The sequence below is a fragment of the Citrobacter sp. SX206 genome, assembly GCF_024181025.1.
In the GTDB taxonomy this organism is placed as follows: Bacteria; Pseudomonadota; Gammaproteobacteria; order Enterobacterales; family Enterobacteriaceae; genus Citrobacter; species Citrobacter youngae.
In genome coordinates, this window is the sequence record NZ_CP049738.1 from 2185370 (window position 1) to 2207611 (window position 22242).

At 50.8% G+C, this 22242-nt stretch carries 23 protein-coding genes; 12 read left to right on the forward strand and 11 right to left on the reverse strand.

Features of this window, described 5'->3' with window-relative positions:
- Window positions 1-12: 12 nt before the first annotated feature.
- The 3 genes from G8S19_RS10715 to G8S19_RS10725 all read right to left on the reverse strand — a co-directional run bounded on the left by G8S19_RS10715 (window position 13) and on the right by G8S19_RS10725 (window position 2688).
- A complete protein-coding gene (locus G8S19_RS10715) occupies window positions 13-735 on the reverse strand; it encodes a fimbria/pilus periplasmic chaperone (protein ID WP_032935666.1) in 723 nt (240 codons plus the stop codon).
- A gap of 85 nt (window positions 736-820) precedes the next feature.
- Window positions 821-1378, reverse strand: a complete 558-nt coding sequence (locus G8S19_RS10720; protein WP_003836101.1) for a fimbrial protein — start codon at window positions 1376-1378, stop codon at window positions 821-823.
- A 386-nt stretch (window positions 1379-1764) separates the two neighbouring features.
- A complete protein-coding gene (locus tag G8S19_RS10725) occupies window positions 1765-2688 on the reverse strand; it encodes a LysR substrate-binding domain-containing protein (protein WP_048211583.1) in 924 nt (307 codons plus the stop codon).
- A 230-nt stretch (window positions 2689-2918) separates the two neighbouring features.
- On the opposite strand from G8S19_RS10725, the gene G8S19_RS10730 reads away from it, so the two are divergent.
- The 4 genes from G8S19_RS10730 (at window position 2919) to G8S19_RS10745 (ending at window position 7527) form a co-directional block, all read left to right on the forward strand.
- On the forward strand, window positions 2919-3821 hold the full coding sequence (locus tag G8S19_RS10730; RefSeq protein ID WP_124021185.1) for a manganese-dependent inorganic pyrophosphatase: 903 nt from the start codon (window positions 2919-2921) through the stop codon (window positions 3819-3821).
- Window positions 3822-3944: 123 nt separating this feature from the next.
- Complete coding sequence (locus tag G8S19_RS10735) at window positions 3945-5288, forward strand: VOC family protein (RefSeq protein WP_101742148.1); 1344 nt, start codon at window positions 3945-3947, stop codon at window positions 5286-5288.
- A gap of 193 nt (window positions 5289-5481) precedes the next feature.
- Entirely contained in the window at window positions 5482-7137 is a 1656-nt protein-coding gene (locus tag G8S19_RS10740; protein ID WP_253686551.1) for a glucan biosynthesis protein D, read from the forward strand.
- A gap of 165 nt (window positions 7138-7302) precedes the next feature.
- Window positions 7303-7527 carry a YdcH family protein gene (locus G8S19_RS10745; protein ID WP_003020276.1) on the forward strand — a complete coding sequence of 75 codons (225 nt, stop codon included), beginning with the start codon at window positions 7303-7305 and terminating at the stop codon, window positions 7525-7527.
- Window positions 7528-7593: 66 nt separating this feature from the next.
- Here the strand turns inward: G8S19_RS10745 and alr are convergent, their stop codons facing one another.
- Window positions 7594-8820 carry an alanine racemase gene (gene alr, locus G8S19_RS10750; RefSeq protein WP_124021187.1) on the reverse strand — a complete coding sequence of 409 codons (1227 nt, stop codon included), beginning with the start codon at window positions 8818-8820 and terminating at the stop codon, window positions 7594-7596.
- 219 nt (window positions 8821-9039) lie between these two features.
- Between alr and rimL the strand changes: the two genes are divergently transcribed.
- The gene (gene rimL / locus G8S19_RS10755; protein WP_115602013.1) at window positions 9040-9585 is read left to right on the forward strand and encodes a 50S ribosomal protein L7/L12-serine acetyltransferase; all 546 of its coding nucleotides are present in this window, start codon (window positions 9040-9042) and stop codon (window positions 9583-9585) included.
- Here rimL and ydcK read toward each other — a convergent pair.
- Window positions 9577-10557, reverse strand: coding sequence for a YdcK family protein (gene ydcK / locus G8S19_RS10760; protein ID WP_124021188.1), 981 nt, complete (start codon window positions 10555-10557; stop codon window positions 9577-9579). The two genes, rimL and ydcK, sit on opposite strands and share 9 nt — an antisense overlap.
- A gap of 113 nt (window positions 10558-10670) precedes the next feature.
- Here ydcK and tehA point away from each other — a divergent pair, with 113 nt between their 5' ends.
- The 3 genes from tehA (at window position 10671) to G8S19_RS10775 (ending at window position 13082) form a co-directional block, all read left to right on the forward strand.
- Entirely contained in the window at window positions 10671-11672 is a 1002-nt protein-coding gene (tehA, locus tag G8S19_RS10765) for a dicarboxylate transporter/tellurite-resistance protein TehA (RefSeq protein ID WP_061067949.1), read from the forward strand.
- Entirely contained in the window at window positions 11672-12268 is a 597-nt protein-coding gene (gene tehB / locus G8S19_RS10770; RefSeq protein WP_061067948.1) for a tellurite resistance methyltransferase TehB, read from the forward strand. Before tehA ends, tehB begins: the two co-directional genes overlap by 1 nt.
- Window positions 12269-12410: 142 nt before the next feature.
- Window positions 12411-13082 carry a DUF3313 domain-containing protein gene (locus G8S19_RS10775; protein WP_048211592.1) on the forward strand — a complete coding sequence of 224 codons (672 nt, stop codon included), beginning with the start codon at window positions 12411-12413 and terminating at the stop codon, window positions 13080-13082.
- Between the two features lie 34 nt (window positions 13083-13116).
- On the opposite strand, the gene G8S19_RS10780 is transcribed toward G8S19_RS10775, so the two are convergent.
- Window positions 13117-14025: a DMT family transporter gene (locus G8S19_RS10780; protein ID WP_253686553.1), complete on the reverse strand. Its 909-nt coding sequence runs from the start codon at window positions 14023-14025 to the stop codon at window positions 13117-13119.
- Between the two features lie 185 nt (window positions 14026-14210).
- Between G8S19_RS10780 and G8S19_RS10785 the strand changes: the two genes are divergently transcribed.
- On the forward strand, window positions 14211-15080 hold the full coding sequence (locus tag G8S19_RS10785) for a helix-turn-helix domain-containing protein (protein WP_101742154.1): 870 nt from the start codon (window positions 14211-14213) through the stop codon (window positions 15078-15080).
- Here the strand turns inward: G8S19_RS10785 and G8S19_RS10790 are convergent.
- On the reverse strand, window positions 15063-16229 hold the full coding sequence (locus G8S19_RS10790) for a benzoate/H(+) symporter BenE family transporter (protein ID WP_048211595.1): 1167 nt from the start codon (window positions 16227-16229) through the stop codon (window positions 15063-15065). The genes G8S19_RS10785 and G8S19_RS10790 overlap by 18 nt on opposite strands.
- Before the next feature lie 104 nt (window positions 16230-16333).
- Between G8S19_RS10790 and G8S19_RS10795 the strand changes: the two genes are divergently transcribed.
- Entirely contained in the window at window positions 16334-16870 is a 537-nt protein-coding gene (locus G8S19_RS10795) for a helix-turn-helix domain-containing protein (protein ID WP_048211596.1), read from the forward strand.
- 79 nt (window positions 16871-16949) lie between these two features.
- Window positions 16950-18911: a U32 family peptidase gene (locus tag G8S19_RS10800; protein WP_116360062.1), complete on the forward strand. Its 1962-nt coding sequence runs from the start codon at window positions 16950-16952 to the stop codon at window positions 18909-18911.
- Window positions 18912-18914: 3 nt separating this feature from the next.
- Here G8S19_RS10800 and G8S19_RS10805 read toward each other — a convergent pair whose 3' ends face one another.
- The 4 genes from G8S19_RS10805 to G8S19_RS10820 all read right to left on the reverse strand — a co-directional run bounded on the left by G8S19_RS10805 (window position 18915) and on the right by G8S19_RS10820 (window position 21873).
- A complete protein-coding gene (locus G8S19_RS10805; protein ID WP_048211598.1) occupies window positions 18915-19145 on the reverse strand; it encodes a DUF2554 family protein in 231 nt (76 codons plus the stop codon).
- Window positions 19146-19334: 189 nt separating this feature from the next.
- Window positions 19335-19460, reverse strand: a complete 126-nt coding sequence (locus G8S19_RS10810) for a DUF2474 domain-containing protein (RefSeq protein WP_124021191.1) — start codon at window positions 19458-19460, stop codon at window positions 19335-19337.
- Window positions 19460-20470 (reverse strand): cytochrome d ubiquinol oxidase subunit II, encoded by a 1011-nt coding sequence (gene cydB / locus G8S19_RS10815; RefSeq protein ID WP_101742157.1) that lies wholly within the window; start codon window positions 20468-20470, stop codon window positions 19460-19462. Before cydB ends, G8S19_RS10810 begins: the two co-directional genes overlap by 1 nt.
- Window positions 20470-21873 (reverse strand): cytochrome ubiquinol oxidase subunit I, encoded by a 1404-nt coding sequence (locus G8S19_RS10820; RefSeq protein ID WP_115643373.1) that lies wholly within the window; start codon window positions 21871-21873, stop codon window positions 20470-20472. The genes cydB and G8S19_RS10820 overlap by 1 nt, the downstream gene beginning before the upstream one ends.
- Window positions 21874-21998: 125 nt before the next feature.
- Here G8S19_RS10820 and G8S19_RS10825 point away from each other — a divergent pair, with 125 nt between their 5' ends.
- A complete protein-coding gene (locus G8S19_RS10825) occupies window positions 21999-22190 on the forward strand; it encodes a hypothetical protein (protein WP_185963983.1) in 192 nt (63 codons plus the stop codon).
- Window positions 22191-22242: the final 52 nt, after the last annotated feature.

Here is a 22242-nt window from a genome sequence, read left to right on the forward strand (position 1 = left end):
TGCACGCGTTTTTTATTTATCCGTTACGTCAACGTTAGCCCCGTAATCATTGACTGCTGTCCATGAAACGGATTCTAGCCGGGGAGTGGTGAGCGTTTTCACTTCATAGCTGGCGCTGGAAAAAGGGGCGACCATGTCGGGCTCAATTTTGTATTTTTTCCCCCCGGAAGTGATGTTAGCGCCAACAAGCGAAACAAAATAAGGAGAGTCATTTTTCGCCGTCGCCCAAATTTGTTTACCTTGGTTTGCAAGGCTCCATTTCAGATGTTGGATTGCGTCATCCGCCGAACCAGGAAGGGATGCGGGGCGATAAAAAACCTTGATGCGGGTTTTCAGCGCTATCTGCAGCTGATTTGATTTAGCGGCATCTTTATTTTTTCCGGGGATTTCAAGTGCATTAAACCAATACACGCTTTCACGATCGGTGGGTAACGGTTGCCCGTCCCAGTTTAAGCGTACGGTCAGTCCCTGTTTAGGATCGACCCGACTGACTGGGGGGGAGGCGATAAAAGGAACGTTTAGGGTTTGCGGATCAACATCTTCATGACCATCGTCTAACCAGGACTGGACTAATAAAGGTTGTTGCCCCTGATTAACCATTTTAATGAGCGCCTCTTTCGCGTCGGAAGGGTAAATGACACGGGTAGCGTTAATCACTATGCTGGCGACTGACGAATAGCTAAAAGAGATAGCGGCAGAAAATATAATTAATCTGAATGTATTTTGTGGAATCATATCATTTGTGTCTTGGTTAAATAGCTGCAACCTTGAATTAAAGTTGCAGCAGAGTTATTAACTAATGTTGATCTTATACAGCTTGTTAGGGGTAGGTTGTTACAAAGGTGGTATTCGCTTTCACTACACCAACAGTCGGCGTACCAGAACCTGAGTAGATATAACCGACGGTATAATTAAATACTGCACCGTTGGTGGTATCGTAAGTAGCTTCAGATTGCGGTGTGGCTGATGTAAAATCGATAATGGTACTGGTTGCGGTATCTTCTACCTGGAAACCCGCATCTTTATCTCCTGCGGCAGCGTTTAACAATGCTTTGCTGGTGCTATTGTAATTACCGGTTGTTGAAAATTGCCCTTTTACTTTACCACCCGCTGGTTCAGTGGCGCAGTTTTTAACGGTGATCTGAAATTTGGTTTTCATCGCAGGACTACTGACAGCCGCTTGCATCGCAGGAACAGTGATATCTGGCAGTTTGACCTCTTTGGAAGCAGAAATACCATCAATACTGACATCACAGGTTGATGATGTAATATTTCCTGAAAAATCAATGTTTGCAGAATCAGAACCAGCCGCCTGGGCCTGAAAAGTAGCACCTGCGACCAGAAGCGCTACTGCGCTTAAACAATTAACAAATTTCACGTTATTTTCCTTAATAACAAATTAAATGGCGAAAACATTATATGTCGTGAGATTCTGACTGAATAGCGGGTGAAGCTGTAGTTGTTTTTTTTAAGAATTAGATTAGGGGCAATAGCTAATTATTTAATGTAATATAGTATTAAATTAATTAGATTGATTTTTTATTCCTCATTGAATTCTAAAAGAAAATTTATAGATGTAAGTTTGTGTAGAGAATTTCATCCGCCATTATTCGACAGAGATATCATCAATAATAAGCATTGCTTAATTTACTTGTAAGGAAAAATACGCTTTTAGCTGTGTTTTATGACGGTTTTACCGTCCATATATTGAACATTTACATGGGGTGGGCCTGCCGGTAATAACAGACCCAATCATCAATACGATTAAACAGGTACGGTTTTGCGTATTGCGGCGATAAGGATCTGGGCGGCCTGAGAGAGTTGCACATCGACACGAGTAAGAATACCGATGGGTTCACCCGCACCGTGGGTGGGAATTGGCAATGACACCAGCGTTGCCTGGCGCAGATCTTCTCTAACCGCGCCTGAAGGGACAAACCACACATAGTCGTAATCAACCGTCAGTTGACGGGAGAGCGATGCTGACAGCGTTTCAATACAACCCGGCGGCATTTTACAGCCCTGACTTTGCAACAATGCCTCAGCATGCTGGCGAGGGGCGGTTCCTTTCGGCGAAACCACCACTGGCCACTCAATCACCCGGCTCAGCGTGATGGTTTCCTGTAACAATGGATGGTTAGGGCGCACGACCAGTTTGAGCGATTCCAGAAATAACAGTTCGTAGTTCAGACCGACCATCAATTCCGGATCGGCCATACGGCCAATACCGAGGTCGATCTCCCCGGATTTTAAACCGGCCAGTATCATGGGATTACTCATGGTGGCAACTTGCAGAGTAGTCTCCATTTGCTGCTTATGGAACGGACCGATTACCGCTGGAAGAATACCCAACGCAGCTGTTGGCAAGGCACCAATACGCACGACATCATTCTGAGATTCTTCACGATGATTTAATGCCTGCCCGGCAGTGTTGAGTGCATCAAGCACTCTTACCGCATGGGTAAGAAACTGCTCGCCGGGCAACGTTAATTGTGCACCAAGGCGACCGCGTTCAAAGAGTCGGGTTCCGGTCAGTTGCTCCAGTTCGTTCAGTGTTTTGGAGAGGGCTGGTTGACTCAGGTTAAGGGTTTCGGCCGCACGTCCCAACGTTCCCTGTTGGGCAACGGCGACAAAAGTATGAAGATGGCGCAAGCGAATGCGCTGATTGAACAGAACATTTTTTTCCATAAGCGATGTTAAAAACAGAGCCGTATTGGTGACAAGTGAAGTTGTTTGTTTTTGATAACTTGATAGCAAAATATTATTAACATTTAACGTGTTTTACTTACAACTGATTTATTTTGCTTATGTTTTGTACAGCATGACCGCGTAGTGGGATCATGGAAGGGAATGTAGCCAGTCGTTATACTCGGACAATTGTTCGCTTTTTCATCATCCATCATCACAAGGCACTGACCATGATCCATGTAATAGGGCACCTTAACCCCGATAGCGATGCCATTTGCACCGCGGCAATGACAGCTCGCTGGCTTACGTTACGCGGCCGGCAGGCGACGGCATGGCGTCTGGGCGAACCGAACCGCGAAACGCAATTTATCTTTGCGCATGCAGGACTGGACATGCCCGAACGACTCTCGTTTCCGCTGACCGATCAGGATGTTTGGGTGGTAGATTTCACCGAACCGACACAGGGGCCGGAATCGCTGTCTGAGAGCAATGTCGTTGGTATCATCGACCATCATCGACTCGGCGGATTAGTGACTCGTCTTCCTCCAGAGGTCTGGGTCAAACCTGTTGGCAGCAGTGCGACGTTGTTGTGGCAACTGATGGCGGATGACGAGCGCAGTCAGCTGTCGTCTGCGGAGGCTTTTTTGCTACTGGGGGCTATTTTAAGTGACACTGTCACGCTTCGCTCGCCGACTACTACACCGGATGACAGCCAGGCGGTGGGTGCTCTGGCCCAAAAAACGGGTGTGGATCTGGACGCTTTTAGCCGTGATCTGTTGTCGGCCAAAACCAGCGTCGAAGACATGAGTGCCCGTGAGCTGCTGCATAAAGACATTAAAACGTTCACCATTCATGGGCATAAAGTCTGCGTGGCGCAACTCGAGCTGTATGCATTGCGCCAGGTTGACGGTATGCTGGACGATCTCCGCGAGGAGATGACCCGTTATGCTGAGGAAAATCAGGCTGCGCTGGTGGTACTGATGCTGACGGACATCAATCTTGGCGATACCAGCCTGTGGTTCGCTGGATCTGAGTTGTCAGAGTTACCGCAACCCTGCAAGGTCGAAGGCATGCTCAGTCGTAAAAAACAGATGTTGCCATGGCTGGAACGTCAGTTAAAACCGCGTCAGTAAGCTTCAATTCACTGCCTTTGTGGGTGGGGGGAATTTATGCGGGATCACAGTTTGTAAATTCTTCCCACCGGACTCAGCGGCGTTTTCTACACTCCAGGTAATATTCACTGGAGGCATGACATTATGGCGAACACCATCACGGCTGATGAGATTCGGGAACAATTTTCGCAGGCAATGTCAGCAATGTACCAGCAGGAAGTCCCGCAGTATGGCACGTTGCTGGAACTTGTCGCTGATGTGAATCTGGCGGTACTGGAAAATAATCCGACGCTGCATGAAAAACTGGCCAATGCGGATGAACTGGCACGGCTCAATGTTGAACGCCATGGGGCAATTCGGGTCGGTACTGCGCAGGAGTTGTCTACACTGCGGCGGATGTTTGCCATTATGGGGATGTATCCGGTTAGCTATTACGATCTCTCCCAGGCCGGCGTCCCCGTCCATTCCACGGCGTTTCGTCCCATCGACGATGCTTCGCTTTCGCGCAACCCGTTCCGGGTATTTACCTCGTTATTACGCCTCGAATTAATCGAGAACACGGTGTTGCGCCAGCAGGCAGCGGAGATCCTTGCAAAGCGTGATATTTTCACGCGTCGTTGTCACGAACTGCTGGATGAGTTTGATGCACAGGGTAGTTTCACACCCGCACAAACTCAGGAATTTGTGCATGAGGCACTGGAAACATTCCGTTGGCATCAACACGCCACCGTAGATGAACAAACGTATCATGCCTTGCATAACGAGCATCGACTGATTGCCGATGTGGTGTGCTTCCCTGGTTGTCATATCAACCATCTGACGCCGCGTACATTGGATATCGATCGGGTGCAGTCGATGATGCCGGAGTGCGGTATTGCACCGAAAATTCTCATTGAAGGCCCACCACGGCGCGAGGTGCCTATCTTGCTGCGCCAGACCAGCTTTAAGGCGCTGGAAGAACCGGTGTTGTTTGCCGGCGAAATGCGTGGAACTCACACAGCACGTTTTGGCGAAATCGAGCAACGTGGTGTGGCGCTGACGCCAAAGGGCCGGGCGTTGTACGACGAACTGTTGAGTAAAGCGGGGACGGGGAAAGATAACCTGACGCACCAGTTGCATCTTCAGGACGTGTTTAAAGCGTTCCCGGACAGCGAGTTTCTGTTGCGCCAGCAAGGGCTTGCCTGGTTCCGTTATCGCCTGACGCCGTCGGGCGAGGCGCATCGGCAGGCTATCCGTCCGGATGACGACCCGCAGCCGCTCATTGAGCGAGGGTGGCTGGTTGCGCAACCCATCACCTACGAGGATTTTTTGCCCGTGAGCGCCGCAGGGATTTTCCAGTCTAATCTGGGTAATGAAACGCAGGCGCGCAGCCACGGTAATTCCAGCCGCGATGCCTTTGAACAGGCGCTGGGCTGCGCAGTATATGATGAGTTTGCGCTGTATCAGGAGGCAGAAGAACGCAGTAAACGGCGGTGTGGTTTACTTTAACTGAATTTACACGGGATTCGGCCTGTTCTCATCGACATAAAATATTTTCGATTTTGTACAGATAATCGTCGACCAACAATTGGATTATTAATGAATTTTGTCTAGAGTGAGCGGTCAGAAATGTGCACTCTCTTGCCGCAGATTTTGACCGGCGCGGGACCATTTACACGACCAGAAGGACTCACTTTCAGGCATGAATCGCAGACGATTTATTAAAGGTTCAATGGCAGTGGCCGCCGTGTGCGGAACCAGTGGTATTGCATCACTCTTTTCCCGCGCCGCCTATGCGGCAGAGTCTGACATTGCAGACGGAAAAACCGTACGTTTTGATTTTTCCGTTCTGCAATCGATGGCCCATGATTTAGCACAGAAACCCTGGGGCGGCGCGCCGCGCGCATTGCCGGATACGCTGGCTAAACTGACGCCGCAGGCTTACAACAGTATTCAGTACGACGCAGAACAGTCACTGTGGAACAACGTTGAAAATCGTCAACTTGACGCGCAGTTCTTCCATGTGGGAATGGGCTTCCGTCGCCGCGTACGCATGTACTCGGTTGATGACAGTACGCATATGGCGCGTGAGATCCACTTCCGCCCGGAGCTTTTCAAGTACAACGATGCCGGTGTGGATACCAAACAGCTGGAAGGGCAAACCGATCTCGGTTTCGCCGGTTTCCGCGTGTTCAAAGCGCCTGAACTGGCTCGTCGCGATGTCGTGTCTTTCCTCGGTGCCAGCTATTTTCGCGCCGTAGATGACACCTATCAGTACGGTTTGTCGGCGCGTGGTCTGGCGGTTGATACGTATACCGACAGCAAAGAAGAGTTCCCGGACTTCACCGCATTCTGGTTCGAAACGGTTAAACCGGGCGCCACTTCATTTACTGTTTATGCACTGCTCGATAGCCCAAGCGTGACCGGCGCGTTTAAGTTTGTGATCCACTGTGAGAAAACGCAGGTGATCATGGATGTACAGAATCATGTCTATGCACGTAAAGACATCAAGCAACTCGGTATTGCGCCGATGACCAGCATGTTCAGCTGTGGTAACAATGAACGCCGGATGTGTGACACCATTCACCCGAAAATTCATGACTCCGACCGTCTGGCGATGTGGCGGGGCAATGGCGAGTGGATCTGCCGTCCGCTGAATAACCCGCAAAAACTGCAGTTTAATGCCTATACCGATAACAACCCGCGCGGATTTGGCCTGCTGCAGTTGGATCGTGACTTCTCCCACTATCAGGACATTATGGGTTGGTACAACAAGCGCCCAAGCCTGTGGGTTGAGCCACGTAACCAGTGGGGCAAGGGAACCATTGGCTTAATGGAGATCCCGACGACCGGTGAAACGCTGGATAACGTCGTCTGCTTCTGGCAGCCGGAGAAGAAGATCAAAGCCGGCGATGAACTGGAATTCAAATATCGCCTGTACTGGAGCGCTCAGCCGCCGGTGCGCTCTCCGCTGGCTCGCGTGATGGCGACCCGTACAGGTATGGGCGGCTTCCCGGAAGGATGGGCGCCGGGCGAGCACTACCCGGAAAAATGGGCACGACGTTTTGCCGTTGATTTCGTTGGTGGAGATTTAAAAGCCGCCGCGCCGAAAGGTATTGAACCGGTAATTACGCTTTCGAGTGGTGAAGCGAAACAGATTGAGATCCTCTACGTTGAACCTATCGACGGCTACCGCATTCAGTTTGACTGGTATCCGACTTCTGACTCAACCGATCCGGTAGATATGCGTATGTTCCTGCGTTGTCAGGGCGACGCCATCAGTGAAACCTGGCTGTATCAGTACTTCCCACCAGCGCCGGATAAACGTCAGTACGTTGACGACCGCGAAATGCGTTGATCCTCACCTTTATGGCTCTCCTGACGGGGAGCCATGTTCGTCATTTTCTTAAAAAATTCTGTACACTATTTACTCGATCCTGCTCGCATTTTTCCCTGACTCAAACCGATAAGCTGAAGGTGTGTATTTCTTATACACGTTCTTGTCCACTAACAGGGAGAAAGTATGTTTCCAGAATACAGAGACCTTATTTCCCGACTGAAATCCGAGAATCCTCGTTTTCTGTCCTTATTCGAAAAACACAACAGCCTTGATCATGAGATTTCCAGACTGGAAGGTTCGGATGGTCGGGGATACAGTTTGGACATTGTTCGTCTTAAGAAACAGAAACTTCACCTGAAGGAAGATTTGCTCAAAATTTTGCAAAGAGAGAGTGTCAGTGAGAGCTAAATAGTACTGTGCTCACTGTGTAAAAGGGCTTCCAGCGAGAAAAGGAAGCCCTTCCTGTTTTAGGTGTTAATCGACCATTACGCGTTTGTTTGTCGCCCCCCAGAGGATCGACATTTCAGTGAACAGCGCGCCGCTAATTTCTTCGACTTCTTCTGCGCTCACCTGCGCATTTCCCTGTTTACCGAATAACACCACTTCATCGCCGGAGGCAACCTGCGGTAGATCGGTCACATCAACAATCACGGTATTCATGGATGTTTTACCCAGTACAGGAACCCGCTGGCCGTGGATCAATACGTGCCCCACGTTACTGAACACGCGACGATAACCATCAGCATAACCAGTCGGAATATTGGCAAGAACGGAATTACGTTTAAGGGTATAGGTTCTGTCATAGCCGACGGTATTTCCTTTGGGGTAATGGTTTACCGACGCGATTGCGGATTTAAACGTCATGACGCGTTTGTATTCGGTGCTGGCAATGGTATCGCCATAAAAGATACCGCCAACACGCACCATGTCGAGCCAGGATTCAGGAACGGTCAGGGTGGCGAACGTATTCGCGACATGCAGGGTGACATCTTCGCGCTTAAGCCCGGTAATTTTGAGTACCTGGGCCGATTGCGTATTGAAACGGGCCAGATCGCGTTTAACCACCGCCGCATCTTCTTCCGGGAAATGTGACATGATGCCAACAATTTTCAGACCGGGTAACGTGGAAATGGCGCGGGCCTCTTCCAGACCTGCCGCGGTGCTGACTTCCAGACCGTTTCGTGACATACCGCCAGAGTTCAGGGCCAGATGAATACGAATCGTTTTCCCTTTCTCCTGGGCAATTGCACTCAGACGTTTAGCCATATCCAGATTGCCAATCAGCTCTTCGGTATCAAAATCCGCCGCCTGGCGCATCTCTTTTTCCGTCGCGTTGCGAACGCGCATCAGCTGCGATGTATAGCCTGACTGACGAACAATGCTAATCTCCTCGTTGCTGGCGATGCCAATACACTGCACTCCGTTTTGCATCATCACCGGCGTAACCAGTGAGAGATCGTGGCCATACGCATCGCCTTTAAGAATGGCGCACATCCGGGTTTTGTCTCCCAGCAGCTGCTGAACCTTATGAATGTTATATTCCAGCGCGCTACGGGAAATTTCCAGCGTGGTATTATCTACAACCGGTTGTTTGTTAACGGCAAAGGGGACAGGACCCGCTTGCGTGGTGGGGATGGGTTGGTGACAGGCGGTAATCAGTAAAAGCGGAATAAGTGCTAAACGACCCAAAGGTGCTGCCATGCTTGCTCCTTAGCAATAGAATGAAAGTGTTGTTGTCATCATTACGGCCTATCCAGGCATGGGATAACCGGACATCCAGAGTAACGGCTTCCGCGCCAGAGATTGTTTCTAAGTGATTGCTGTTACAGCATAAAAATATAACATCCACGGCGCTAAGCAGATTAATATCGGCTACTGCCAGTCAGAAATCCCCCGTTTACAATCGCCAAGGAGATAAACATGTCAGAAATTATTACAGTCAGTGACACGCTGGAACTGCGGGCAGTAGAAGAACAACACGTCACGCCTTTGCATCGACTGGTGCTCAAAAATAAAGTGTGGCTCCAGCGGTCGCTGAACTGGCCGCAGCTTGTCGAATCTGAGGACGATACGCGTAAGAATGTGCAGGGGAATATGATGTTGCACCAGCGTGGCTACGCCAAAATGTTCCTTATCTTCAAACAAGGTGAAGTGGTTGGCGTTATTTCATTTAACCAAATAGAACCGCTGAATAAAGCGGCTTACATTGGCTACTGGTTGGATGAAGTTCATCAGGGACAGGGTATTATGTCCCGGTCGCTACAGGCACTGATTCATCATTATGCTCAGCGTGGCGAGATCCGTCGGTTCATTATTAAATGCCGCGTCGATAACCTGGAAAGTAACCAGGTGGCGCTGCGCAACGGTTTTCAGCTGGAAGGGTGTTTAAAGCAGGCAGAGTTTCTCAATGATGGTTATCATGATGTGAATCTCTATGCCCGTATCATTGATAGCGTTTCAGAATAAACCGGCGAGGGGGGTGCGCGTAATACGCTGTTCGCCGTTGATCACTTTTGGCCCGCGCAGATGGATTGCATCACCATCAAAGGCTTCAACGTGGGCCTGACCGGTTATCTCAATATGATGCTCGATCAGCACTTCACCCAGAATACAGGCGTGGCCTTCAATCAGGATGTGTCCATCCAGCAAGAGTGGCCCGCCGCGTAATTTTGCATGCCCCCCGACCAGCACATGGTGTTTCAGGATACAGTTACCTTCAACCACCGCATGCTCAGCCACCTGGGAGCTATAGCGCAGGGTCGGTATCGCATCTTCATCGGTACCAGCGATGATGCGGGCGTTGCCGTATACCTTCGCACAATCGCAGATCCAAACGTTATTTTCCTCATTACCTTCGATGTGGGCACAATCAAAAACCTCGGCGCGATGTTCAATAAAAGCGTAGTCAATGGTTGCATCGCCATAGATCTGCACCTGATGCACAATGCGTGAATGGTTTACGGTTGCGCGATCATATATTTGTAGGGGCTGGTCACTTTCACGGGTTAACCCTTTGGCGGCGATGACTTCGGAGCCTCCCAAAACACGTGCATCGCCCGACAAAAAACATTCGCCACGTACAACAGAATTTTGAATGGTGACGTTGTCACGTATTTGCGCGCCATGGCTAATTTCAGCCCGATCTATCCATACGGCACCGCCAATCTGTGCGCCATCTCTGACCACGCTGGCCTGCGTAATGCGGGCATTTCCAGAAATGGTTGCCCCCGCAAATGCCATCGCGTTCTCATCGTAAATCCAGCAATCACCGCACTGCGCCAGTACGGCTTCATTATCAATCCAGCCACCAGGCGTGCCGGCCGGAACATCATTAAAATCGATCAGTGCAATTATCTGACGTAGTAATACGCTTCTTTTGTTGCCATTATCCTGATAACTGAAGGAGCGAGGTTCGTCGCTCAGACGGTATTTGGTCATAGCTCATTTCCGTGTTGCGTACCTTAGTTAAACGTAGCAAAGTTTTCCGTACTGGCTAAATCACCATAATTTCCATAAAATGCATTTCAAATATACTTTAAAAAATAAACAAAATGAGTAATAACAAGCATAGTGATCGGGTCCTTAATCTTCCGGCCGGTTATTTTGGCATGGTACTGGGCATCATCGGGATGGGATTTGCGTGGCGATATGCCAGTCAGGTGTGGCCTGTGAGCCACTGGATAGGCGATGGGTTAGTCATCCTGGCCATGGTCATTTGGGGGCTGCTGACGCTGGCCTTTTTTAGTCGTTTACTGCGTTTTCCGCATAGCGTTTTGGCGGAGATTCGTCATCCAGTGATGAGTAGCTTTGTCAGTCTGTTTCCGGCCACAACCATGCTGGTCGCGATTGGTTTTGTCCCGTGGTATCGACCGCTGGCGCTTGGCTTGTTCAGCATTGGGGTCGTTATCCAACTGGCGTACGCGGCCTGGCAAACGGCAGGATTATGGCGCGGAGATCACCCAGAAGAAGCCACCACACCGGGGCTGTATTTGCCGACTGTCGCCAATAACTTTATTAGCGCAATGGCCTGTGGTGCGCTGGGTTTCAACGACGCAGGACTGGTGTTTTTGGGCGCAGGGGTATTTTCCTGGCTCAGCCTCGAGCCGGTGATCCTGCAGCGTTTACGCAGTTGCGGCGAGCTGCCAACGGCATTACGTACCTCGCTTGGCATTCAGCTGGCACCTGCGCTGGTCGCCTGCAGCGCCTGGCTTAGCGTCAACGGCGGCGAGGGCGATACGTTGGCCAAAATGCTGTTTGGCTATGGTCTGCTGCAGCTGCTGTTTATGCTACGCCTCATGCCGTGGTATCTGTCTCAGCCGTTTAATGCGTCTTTCTGGAGCTTCTCGTTCGGCGTGTCGGCCCTGGCGACAACGGGGCTGCATCTGGGACACGGCAGCGAATCAGGATTTTTTCATATGCTGTCGATCCCTCTGTTTATTTTTACCAATGTTATCATTGCATTATTACTGGTACGTACGTTTGCATTGTTGATGCAGGGGAAACTGCTCATCCGCACGGAGCGTGCTGCATTACTGAAATCTGAGGATAAATAATGACCCTTTGCGACGAAAACTACTTTACTGAGAAATACGATCTAACCCGTACGCATTCCGATGTCGTTGAAGCGGCGAAAATTGTTAAGCCAGGCAAAACGTTAGACCTGGGCTGCGGTAACGGTCGAAACAGCCTGTACCTTGCGGCAAACGGCTATGATGTGACAGCATGGGATAAAAATCCCATGAGCATCGCTAACCTTGAGCGTATCAAAGCAGCCGAAGGGTTGACTAATCTGCAGGCAAGCGTCGCGGACCTTAATGCGTTGAGTTTTGATGGTGAATACGACTTTATCCTGTCTACCGTAGTGCTGATGTTCCTCGAAGCGAAAACCATTCCGGGGCTTATCGAAAATATGCAACGTTGCACGAAACAGGGTGGATATAACTTAATCGTTGCGGCGATGGATACCGATGATTTCCCGTGCACAGTTGGCTTCCCGTTCGCGTTTAAAGCGGGGGAATTACGCAACTATTACCGCGGATGGGAGCTGCTGAAATATAACGAAGACGTGGGGGAACTGCATCGTACAGACGAAAACGGCAATCGCATTAAACTGCGTTTTGCGACTATGCTGGCCCGCAAAATCGGCTGATGGCCCACGCTCTGCGTTCAGCATTTTTTGTGCTGAGCGCAAAAATAAAATTGTGTGGCGCTTACCATTTTTCGCACATCCAAAATGATTTCCTTTTGCTATTATTTCAGATGCATATCTGCAAATACTAAGGGATCGTTCCATGCGTGCTCAAACTTTATTTAAAGTTGCAGTACTTACGGGTTTACTGGCGTTATCAGGCTGTGCGTCAAAAATCACGCAGCCAGATAAATATTCAGGTTTTTTAAAAGATTACTCTGGCCTGAAGGAAACGAAATCGGCAACAGGACAGCCTGTGCTGCGTTGGGTTGATCCCAACTTCAATGAGTCCAAATATGACAGTATTGTGTATAACCCGATAACCTATTATCCGATTCCTAAACCAACGACTCAGGTTGGGCAACAGGTGTTGGATAAACTGTTGAGCTATACCAATACGCAAATGAAAACCGCCATTAGTAAACGTAAACCCCTGGTGACGACCCCCGGCCCGCGCAGCCTGATTTTCCGTGGTGCGATTACCGGTGTCGCAACCAGCAAGGAAGGGCTGCAGTTCTATGAAGTCGTTCCGGTTGCGTTACTCGTAGCGGGGACACAAATGGCGACAGGTCACCGCACCATGGATACTCACCTCTATTTTGAAGGTGAATTGATCGATGCGGCAACCAATAAGCCGGTGATTAAAGTGGTACGTCAGGGTGAAGGCAAGGACCTGAACAACGAAAGTACGCCGATGGCGTTCGAAACGTTGAAGAAAGTTGTTGATGACATGGCGACAGACGCCTCCATGTTTGATGTCAACAAAAAACAGTAATGCTGAGCGCACCATCTTTTGATGGTGCGCTTTTTTATGCCGTCCGACGACGGTACAGCTGTTTCCCCACTAACGCCTCCGGGCGTGCAAACATCACCAGATTACCCAGCAAAATCAGCACTAATCCGGCAATAGCGTTAACCTGCCAGACGTATCCTTCATACAATGTTGACAGCGTCAGCGCGACCAACGGGAAAAGTAACGTACTGTAGGCGGCCTTACTCGGACCGATGCGTCCTACCAGTGTGAAATAGGCGCCGAAAGCAATCACCGAGCCAAAAATAGCCAGATATAACAGCGCGCTAAGATAGCTGAACGTCCACTGCGGCGTAAAGTTGTCCTCGCGCACCAGTGCAATGATGGCAATTAGCAAGGTACCGTACAGCATGGCCCAGCTGTTGGTAGTCATCACTTCAAGCCCTTTTTTCTGATGGCGCAGGCTGATCATATTGCCCAGGGAAAAACCAAACGTTCCCAGAGCGCTTAAACCAATACCCAACAGCAGCGTATGATTCAGGCCGCTATTGACCAAATCCTGCCAGAACAGGGTGATGATACCCGTCAACCCCAGCGCCGCGGCGAAATAAAAGCGTATCGGTGGTTTTTGACCAAAAAATACAAAACTATTCACCGCATTGAACAGCACGGCCATCGAGAAAATTACCGACTCCAGACCGGTATTAATCCACGCTGCGGCCGTGTAAAAACACCAGAAATTGAAGCAAAAAACACACCCGCCCTGTAACAGACAAAACAGGTGGTCGCGTCCGGAGAGCTTACGCAATTTTCCGCTGAACAGCAGGAGAAGGATCATCACCGAACTGGCGACCGCAAAGCGCCAAAAGATAGAGACCGGGGCAGCTACCGGACCTTGCTGCAGGTAGATGGCAATCCATGTCGTTCCCCATATCACGACCACCAGGCAGTACAACAATGCGTTCATACATCTCTCTCATTTTTGTATTGAAGCGCACACAGTGTCATGGCTGGCCGGGGCTGGCTTTCATCTGATTGCGGCAGACTTGCAAAATCTTGCGCTTTTTTTCTCGCGAAAGTGAAAAGGAGGCTGTTAACAACATGTAGCTGATATAGACTGAAAGCCTGCTAACTTATTTTGAATGTGATGGTATGTCTCAGCCCTATGGCGCCTTTGAAAACTTACGCAAACATAATGCCGTGCTGCATGAGTCGGTTGCGTTACATTCGGGGATCCAACTGGCGGCGTGGTCGAACAAGCGCGACACCATCACTCAGTATTGCGATCACCACACGCTCAGTTTATATATCGCGGATGGCTACGAAAGCTATCACAAGACGGCAGGGGGCTGGAAAAACGGCGGCGGCCCGGATCGCTTCTGCCTGATGCCGAAAGAGAGCGAATCCAGTTGGGATATTCGTGACGATCTTTCCTTTGTACATCTTTATTGTACCGACGCGCATTTGCGGGAAGTGGGTGAGAAAGTTTGGGACAAAAACCCTTACAGCTTCACGCTGGACGAACATACGTTCGGCAGCGATCCGGGGATCACGGCGGTTTATCGCCAGTTTTTACTGGGTAATGACTGGCAGCAACCGGCTAATCATCTAACGCTCAGCGCGGCATCTTCGCTGTTGCTGACGCATCTGATTCAACATTACAGCAACGTTCAATGGCGGCCGCCGGTGGTAACCGGTGGGCTTGCGCCAGCCACATTGCGCAATGTGCTGGCCTATATTGACGCGCATCTGGCCTACCCAATGACCCTCAGCGATTTGGCAGGCGAAGCGGCACTAAGCGATTTCCACTTTGCCAGAATGTTTCGCCAGTCGATGAATATGGCCCCGCATCAGTATGTTATGCAGCGTCGTATGGCGCTGGCGCAGCAACTGGTCCGTTATTCTTCACGTAGCTTGTCGGATATCGCGATGGCTTGTGGATTCAGTTCAGCAAGCCATTTTAGCAATCGGTTTAAGCAGATGACGGGCAAGACGCCAACGCAATTACGTGCGTCGCGATAATCTCAGCGTGGCATAACATATCCCTCCGGCGATTAATCCCCAGAACGCAGAGCCAATCCCCATTAAGGTCAAACCACTGGCAGTAACCAGAAAGGTGACGATTGCAGCATCTCGCTCCGCTTCATGAAGCAATGCCTGATACAGACTACCGCTAATCGTACCGAGTAAAGCAAGGCCAGCCAGCATCTGGATCCAGCTTACGGGCAGGGCCGCCATCAGTCCTGTGACCGAACCACCAAATACACCAGCCAGAAGATAGAAAACGCCTGCCGATGCGGCGGCGAGCCAACGTCGTTTGGCATCAGGATGTGCTTCGGGACTTTGGCAAATTGCCGCGGTTATGGCGGCAATACAAATAGAGTAAACGCCAAAAGGTGAAAACAGCAGCGCTAACAGACCAGTGAAGACAATCAGCGGTGAAACGGGCAAGGAATAACCTGACGCTTTCATGGTGGCAATGCCAGGAGCATTTTGTGATGCCATGGTAACCAGGAAGAACGGCAATGCGATGCTTATACTGTGTGCAAGAGAAAAGTGGGGGGTGATGAATTCAGGCATCACCGGAGATAAATTAATGTTATAAGTGACAATGTCACCTTTTAGCAGTGCGATGGCGGTACCCACCAGCATGGCAGCAATGACGGCGTACCTGGGCGCGACAACTTTTAACACCAGCCACGCCAGCAGCATGCTGCCGCACAGCAGAAGCTCATTATTAAGACTATTAAATGCCTGCAAACCAAAACGCAGCAGGATCCCAGCCAGCATTGCCGACGCCAGTGAGTGTGGGATTATCTGCATCAGACGTGCAAACAACCCCGTCACACCACACAGGACTATCAGCGCGTTAGCAACAATAAAAACGCCGATAGCATCCTGAATGGTCACGCCTTGCAGACCCGTAACCAGCAGTGCAGCACCGGGCGTAGACCAGGCGGTCAGGATGGGAGCACGATACCACACTGACAATGCCAGCGTACTCACGCCCATTGCGATTCCCAGTGCGGTCATCCAGCCCGCAATCTGCCCGGTCGTTGCGCCTGCGGCTACCGCCGCTTGCCAGATGATGGCTGCAGAACTGGCATAGCCGACCAGCACGGCAACAAAACCCGATAAAACGGTGGGCAAAGGGATTAATAATGTGCGCATAGCGACTCCGCGTGCGTTATAACGGTCATTCACTGTAGCACTGTGCGTTATAGCGTACAAGTGATAAGCTGATGGACAGAAACAGGAGATAGAGGAAGGCGACAATGGACAATTTAACCCACTATCTGGCTACCACGCTCCGGACATTACGTCACCAGCGGGAATGGAGTCTGTCGCGTCTGGCAGAAGAAACGGGTGTCTCCAAAGCCATGTTGGGGCAGATAGAACGCAATGAATCCAGCCCAACAGTGGCGACGCTATGGAAAATTGCCACCGGACTGAACGTGCCGTTTTCGACGTTTATTTCACCACCAGAGTCAGAAGGCACAGCGACTTTTGATCCCCAACAGCAGGCAATGGTAGTGACACCGCTGTTTCCATGGGACCCACAACTCTGTTTTGACCATTTTTCAATATTGCTGGCACCGGGGGCGTTGAGTGAATCTACACCGCATGAAACCGGTGTGATTGAGCACGTAGTGGTGATTAGTGGCCTGCTGGATATGTGCATTGACGGACAGTGGCGAACCATTAAATCGGGTGAGGGTGTCCGTTTTGCGGGTGATACTGCACATAGTTACCATAACAGCAGCGAACAGACGGTTCACTTTCATTCTCTGATCCATTACCCACGCGGTTAATCGGGAAAACTATTCCGAAATGTCGCGCTTCTGACTACAATAGCCGCCATTTTTACCGCTTGTGGATGGTAACAACTGTATGCGCCAGCAACCTCATCACCTTGAATTGTTAAGTCCGGCCCGGGATACCGCCATTGCGCGTGAAGCCATTTTGCACGGTGCTGACGCCGTTTACATTGGCGGACCGGGTTTTGGCGCGCGTCATAACGCCAGTAACAGCCTGAAAGACATCGCTGAACTGGTGCCATTCGCTCATCGATATGGGGCGAAAATCTTTGTGACGTTGAACACGATTTTGCATGATGATGAGCTGGAACCTGCTCAGCGGTTAATTACCGATTTGTATCAGACTGGCGTTGATGCGCTGATTGTGCAGGATATGGGGATTCTGGAACTGGATATCCCACCGATTGAACTACATGCCAGCACCCAGTGTGATATTCGCAGCGTCGAGAAGGCGAAGTTTCTTTCTGATGTCGGATTCACGCAGATTGTACTGGCGCGCGAACTGAGTCTTGAGCAGATTCACGCGATTCATCAGGTGACGGACGCGACGATCGAGTTTTTCATCCACGGTGCGTTATGCGTTGCTTATTCAGGCCAGTGCTATATCTCTCATGCGCAAACCGGGCGCAGTGCTAACCGCGGCGACTGTTCACAAGCCTGCCGACTACCGTATACCCTGAAAGACGATCAGGGCCGGGTGGTGTCGTATGAAAAACACCTGCTGTCGATGAAAGATAACGATCAGACCGCCAACCTCGGTGCGTTGATTGATGCCGGAGTACGTTCCTTCAAAATTGAAGGGCGCTACAAAGACATGAGCTATGTGAAAAACATCACTGCACATTACCGGCAGATGCTGGATGCCATCATCGAAGAACGCGGCGATCTGGCTCGTTCATCTGCAGGTCGCACTGAGCATTTCTTCACGCCATCTACGGAGAAAACCTTCCACCGCGGTAGCACTGACTATTTTGTAAATGCCCGTAAAGGCGACATTGGTGCATTCGACTCACCTAAATTCATTGGCTTGCCAGTGGGTGAAGTCCTGAAGGTGGCGAAGGATTATCTTGATGTCGACGTGACGGAACCGCTGGCAAACGGGGATGGCCTGAACGTGTTAATCAAGCGTGAGGTCGTGGGATTTCGCGCTAATACCGTTGAAAAAACCGGGCACAATCGTTATCGGGTGTGGCCGAATGAAATGCCTGCCGATCTGCACAAAGTTCGTGCTAACCATCCGCTGAATCGCAACCTTGATCATAACTGGCAACAGGCGCTGACCAAAACCTCCAGCGAACGCCGTGTCGCGGTTGATATTGAATTGGGCGGCTGGCAGGAACAGTTGATCCTGACGCTGACCAGTGAAGACGGTGTGAGTATCACCCATACGCTGGATGGTCAGTTTGAGGAAGCGAACAATGCGGAAAAAGCGTTGAGTAACCTACAGGACGGACTGGCAAAACTTGGGCAGACGATGTACTACGCCCGTAATATTCAGGTGAATCTGCCGGGCGCGCTGTTTGTACCGAATGGTCAACTGAATCAGTTGCGCCGTGAAGCCATCGACATGCTGGATGCCGCGCGTCTGGAAAACTACCGGCGTGGCAGTCGTAAACCTGTTGCCCAGCCGGCACCGGTCTATCCGCAAACGCATCTGAGTTTTCTGGCTAACGTCTATAACCATAAAGCGCGTGAGTTTTACCACCGTTATGGCGTCCAGTTGATTGATGCAGCTTATGAAGCGCATGAAGAAAAGGGCGATGTTCCGGTGATGATTACCAAGCACTGCCTGCGTTTTGCATTCAATCTGTGTCCGAAACAGGCGAAAGGGAATATCAAGAGCTGGAAAGCCACGCCGATGCAATTGGTAAATGGCGATGAAGTGCTGACGCTGAAATTTGATTGCCGACCGTGCGAAATGCACGTGATCGGCAAGATGAAACATCACATCCTGAAGATGCCATTGCCGGGCAGCGTAGTGGCTTCCGTCAGCCCCGAAGACCTGATGAAGACGCTGCCGAAGCGTAAAGGCTGACGGTTAACTCATATGGATATCGGGTTTGCGTGATTTCTGCCAGTGGTGGTGCTCGCGAAGATCGGCGGCGGATTCTTCCGCCGTTACTCGCAGCTCATCGCTGTCGGCCGTGTGTCGTAATAGGTGATCGGCATCCTGCACCTGAAGATATTCATGTCCCTGATTAGTAGCGAAAAGCTGACCCGAAAAAAGCGCGCTGGCCAGCAATAACACCGTTAACCCTTTCTTAAACATCATGCACCCTCTGGTACGTTAGCTGCGGAATTGGCGATAATTTCGTCAGGTGACTATTCAATATTTTAATCGGGTTAATGGCAATCTCTGTTTTGCCAATTCGATGTTTTTTACATTTTTGTTTAGTCAACGTTAGGATTTGTTAAAACCGGGAAGCGCAGCGCGACCCGGTTGTTACCGGGGGGAAAATCAGGACTTAAATCCCGCCGCCGTCATCAGTAAGCGAAAGAACATACCGACGGCGGCCAGAGCCAATACGCTTCCCCCCCACAGGATCACCAACCACATCAGACGTTTCCAGATTGATTGTTCCATCAATGATACCCCTCACCATGTTGAACTTTGCCGCGGAAAACGTAGTAACTCCAGAAGGTGTACACCAGGATTATCGGGATAATCAGCAGTGCGCCCACCAACATAAAGCCCTGACTTTGCGCCGGAGCCGCCGCCTGCCAAAGGGTAATAGACGGTGGAATGATGTGTGGCCAGATACTGATCCCCAACCCGCTGAAACCGAGAAAAATTAAACCCAGCGTCAATATAAATGGCGGGGCATGGCTATGCTGCTGGCCCAGAGAACGCCACAGCCACAGGCTCATTAGCGCAACCAGCAGCGGCACCGGCATCAGGAACCACAGATTTGGCAGGCTAAACCAACGATCGGCAATGGCACTGTGCGCCAGCGGCGTCCACAGGCTGATAATGGCAATGACAGCCAACATCGCCAGCAGCAGTTTTTTTGCCACACTGCGCATTTTATCCTGTAGCGGGTTTTCGCTTTTCATCACCAGCCATGTTGCCCCCAGCAGGGCGTAGGCCACCACCAGTCCCAGCCCGCAAAACAACGTGAAAGGCGTTAACCAGTCAAACGGACTGCCGCTGTAGCTGCGGCCAGTGACGGAAAATCCGTTGAGTACCGCGCCCACGACCACTCCCTGGGTAAACGTGGCAAGAATTGAACCGCCCAGAAAGGCTTTATCCCAGAATGGTCGATGCGCCGGCGTGGCCTTGAAGCGAAACTCAAAGGCAACGCCGCGAAAAATCAGGCCAATCAGCATCAGGGTGAGTGGGATCGTCAGTGCATCGACAATGACTGCATAGGCCAGAGGAAATGCGCCAAACAATCCTGCACCGCCCAGCACCAGCCAGGTTTCATTCCCATCCCATACCGGTGCGACGCTGTTGACCATCACGTCGCGGTCATCAGCGTCCTGAATAGCGGGAAATAAAATACCGATCCCGAGATCAAAGCCGTCCATCACGATATACATCAGCGTGGCGAACACGATAATAACGAACCAGATAACTGATAAATCAATACCCATTAGCGATGTGCCTCAGCTTGAGAATCGAGGACGGCAGCGGAAAGCGGCCGTGCGGGTGTGCCAGCTGGCGGGAGGGTCGGATCATCTTCCTGTGGTCCTTTACGGATCAGGCGAATCATGTAGCTATAACCCACACCGAAGACCGAGCTGTAAACCACAAAGAAAGCCAGCAGGCTGATGCTCATATGCAAATCACCATGTGCGGAAACCGCATCCGCTGTGCGTTGCAAACCGTAAACCACCCACGGCTGACGGCCAACTTCAGTGGTCACCCAGCCAGCGAGGATGGCAATCAGACCGGAAGGGCCCATCCACAAGGCAAAGCGCAAGAAAGCGCGCGAGGTGTATAAACGCTGCTTATAACGTAGCCACAGGGCAAACGCACCCAACAGGATCATCAGCATGCCTAGCCCCGCCATAATGCGAAACGACCAGAACACCATGGTGGAGTTGGGCCTGTCTTCTTTAGGAAACTCTTTCAGGGCCGGGACCTGTTTATCCAGACTATGGGTCAGGATCAGACTGCCCAGCGCCGGAATTTCCAGCCCATAGCGAGTGCGCTCCTGCTCCATATCCGGCCAGCCGAACAGTAGCAACGGAGTCGGTTCGCCGGGCGGATTTTCCCAGTGTCCTTCAATCGCGGCAATTTTTGCCGGCTGGTGCTTCAGCGTATTCAACCCGTGCATATCGCCAATCAATGCCTGCAGCGGGGCGACGATCAGCGTCATCCACAGCGCCATCGAAAACATGGCGCGAATAGCCGGAGTGTTATTCCCACGTAATAAATGCCATGCCCCTGATGCTGCGACAAACAGCGCACTGCTCAGGAAAGCGGCAACGGACATATGCAACAAACGATATGGGAATGAAGGGTTGAAAATAACGGCGAACCAGTCGACGGGAACGACCTGTCCATTGACGATTTCATAGCCCTGTGGAGTCTGCATCCAGCTGTTGGAGGCCAGTATCCAGAAGGTAGAAATAATTGTCCCCAGCGCAACCATGCAAGTTGCAAAGAAGTGCAGGCCTGCCCCCACACGGTTCCAGCCAAACAGCATTACGCCGAGGAAGCCTGCTTCGAGGAAGAAGGCGGTTAACACTTCATAGGTCAGCAGCGGCCCGGTGATGCTCCCGGCAAACTCAGAAAAACCGCTCCAGTTAGTGCCGAACTGATAAGCCATCACCAGCCCGGACACTACGCCCATACCAAAGTTTACGGCGAAGATTTTCGACCAGAAATGATACAGCGAACGCCAGGTCGGATTTTTGGTTTTCAACCAGAGACCTTCCAGTACCGCCAGATAGCTGGCAAGACCGATAGTAATGGCCGGAAAAATGATGTGAAAGGACACCGTAAACGCGAACTGGATCCTCGCCAGGTGAAACGCGTCAAGACCGAACATGCTTAACTCCGCAGGCAAAATTGATTTGGCGCAATTCTAAGCCCCTGGCGAAATGTGGGGCAGAAACAGAACAGTTCTTTTTAACCATAACAGTTGTGCTGCCGTTATAGGTCGCACGATCTGATATGCAATCTGGTCCCGCATTTGAATTTTACTTCGACGATAATGGGTTTATCCCGTGGTCTGCGGTGATTGACGGTGCTGATGACTATGTGAACATCACCTGTTTATTCGCCTTAAAGCACACCCCGAAAATTGATGCTGTACAGATAGCTGCCCGGGCCTCAGGCAAAGAGCTTTCGCTAACGATGTTGTAAAACTGTTAACTATAACAGTTCTGAAAAAATCGTTATTTATGTAGACTGATAT

Coding starts and splice junctions, on each gene's coding strand:
- alr (WP_124021187.1), bottom strand. CDS start 8,820: ATGGCAGCACCTTTGGGTCGTTTAGCACTTATTCCGCTTTTACTGATT.
- G8S19_RS10715 (WP_032935666.1), bottom strand. CDS start 735: ATGATTCCACAAAATACATTCAGATTAATTATATTTTCTGCCGCTATC.
- G8S19_RS10800 (WP_116360062.1), top strand. CDS start 16,950: ATGCGCCAGCAACCTCATCACCTTGAATTGTTAAGTCCGGCCCGGGAT.
- tehA (WP_061067949.1), top strand. CDS start 10,671: ATGAGTAATAACAAGCATAGTGATCGGGTCCTTAATCTTCCGGCCGGT.
- G8S19_RS10825 (WP_185963983.1), top strand. CDS start 21,999: ATGCAATCTGGTCCCGCATTTGAATTTTACTTCGACGATAATGGGTTT.
- G8S19_RS10810 (WP_124021191.1), bottom strand. CDS start 19,460: ATGGAACAATCAATCTGGAAACGTCTGATGTGGTTGGTGATCCTGTGG.
- G8S19_RS10775 (WP_048211592.1), top strand. CDS start 12,411: ATGCGTGCTCAAACTTTATTTAAAGTTGCAGTACTTACGGGTTTACTG.
- rimL (WP_115602013.1), top strand. CDS start 9,040: ATGTCAGAAATTATTACAGTCAGTGACACGCTGGAACTGCGGGCAGTA.
- G8S19_RS10790 (WP_048211595.1), bottom strand. CDS start 16,229: ATGCGCACATTATTAATCCCTTTGCCCACCGTTTTATCGGGTTTTGTT.
- G8S19_RS10735 (WP_101742148.1), top strand. CDS start 3,945: ATGGCGAACACCATCACGGCTGATGAGATTCGGGAACAATTTTCGCAG.
- G8S19_RS10805 (WP_048211598.1), bottom strand. CDS start 19,145: ATGTTTAAGAAAGGGTTAACGGTGTTATTGCTGGCCAGCGCGCTTTTT.
- G8S19_RS10730 (WP_124021185.1), top strand. CDS start 2,919: ATGATCCATGTAATAGGGCACCTTAACCCCGATAGCGATGCCATTTGC.
- cydB (WP_101742157.1), bottom strand. CDS start 20,470: ATGGGTATTGATTTATCAGTTATCTGGTTCGTTATTATCGTGTTCGCC.
- G8S19_RS10725 (WP_048211583.1), bottom strand. CDS start 2,688: ATGGAAAAAAATGTTCTGTTCAATCAGCGCATTCGCTTGCGCCATCTT.
- G8S19_RS10820 (WP_115643373.1), bottom strand. CDS start 21,873: ATGTTCGGTCTTGACGCGTTTCACCTGGCGAGGATCCAGTTCGCGTTT.
- G8S19_RS10740 (WP_253686551.1), top strand. CDS start 5,482: ATGAATCGCAGACGATTTATTAAAGGTTCAATGGCAGTGGCCGCCGTG.
- ydcK (WP_124021188.1), bottom strand. CDS start 10,557: ATGACCAAATACCGTCTGAGCGACGAACCTCGCTCCTTCAGTTATCAG.
- G8S19_RS10780 (WP_253686553.1), bottom strand. CDS start 14,025: ATGAACGCATTGTTGTACTGCCTGGTGGTCGTGATATGGGGAACGACA.
- G8S19_RS10745 (WP_003020276.1), top strand. CDS start 7,303: ATGTTTCCAGAATACAGAGACCTTATTTCCCGACTGAAATCCGAGAAT.
- G8S19_RS10785 (WP_101742154.1), top strand. CDS start 14,211: ATGTCTCAGCCCTATGGCGCCTTTGAAAACTTACGCAAACATAATGCC.
- G8S19_RS10795 (WP_048211596.1), top strand. CDS start 16,334: ATGGACAATTTAACCCACTATCTGGCTACCACGCTCCGGACATTACGT.
- tehB (WP_061067948.1), top strand. CDS start 11,672: ATGACCCTTTGCGACGAAAACTACTTTACTGAGAAATACGATCTAACC.